This is a genomic window from Pseudarthrobacter sp. 05T312, from assembly GCF_056396685.1.
In genome coordinates this window covers 1-391 of sequence record NZ_JBFTLY010000066.1, presented here as the reverse complement: position 1 = coordinate 391, position 391 = coordinate 1, and the positions used below count along the sequence as shown (strand labels likewise).

General features: G+C 55.8%; 1 rRNA gene. It reads right to left on the bottom strand.

Annotated elements, in window-relative coordinates:
* Nucleotides 1-391, bottom strand: a 23S ribosomal RNA gene (locus tag AC1DIP_RS22335); the annotation flags it as partial.

Here is a 391-nt window from a genome sequence, read left to right as displayed (position 1 = left end):
GTGCCAAACCTCCCCGTCGATGTGGACTCTTGGGGGAGATAAGCCTGTTATCCCCAGGGTAGCTTTTATCCGTTGAGCGATGGCCCTTCCATTCGGTACCACCGGATCACTAAGCCCGACTTTCGTCCCTGCTCGACCTGTATGTCTCGCAGTCAAGCTCCCTTATGCCTTTGCACTCTTCGAATGATTTCCAACCATTCTGAGGGAACCTTGGGGCGCCTCCGTTACWYTTTAGGAGGCGACCGCCCCAGTCAAACTGCCCACCTGACACTGTCTCCCGGGTCGATAAGACCCGTAGGTTAGAATTTCAATACAGTCAGGGCGGTATCCCACCAGCGCCTCCACCGAAGCTAGCGCTCCGGTTTCAATGGCTCCCGCCTATCCTGTACAA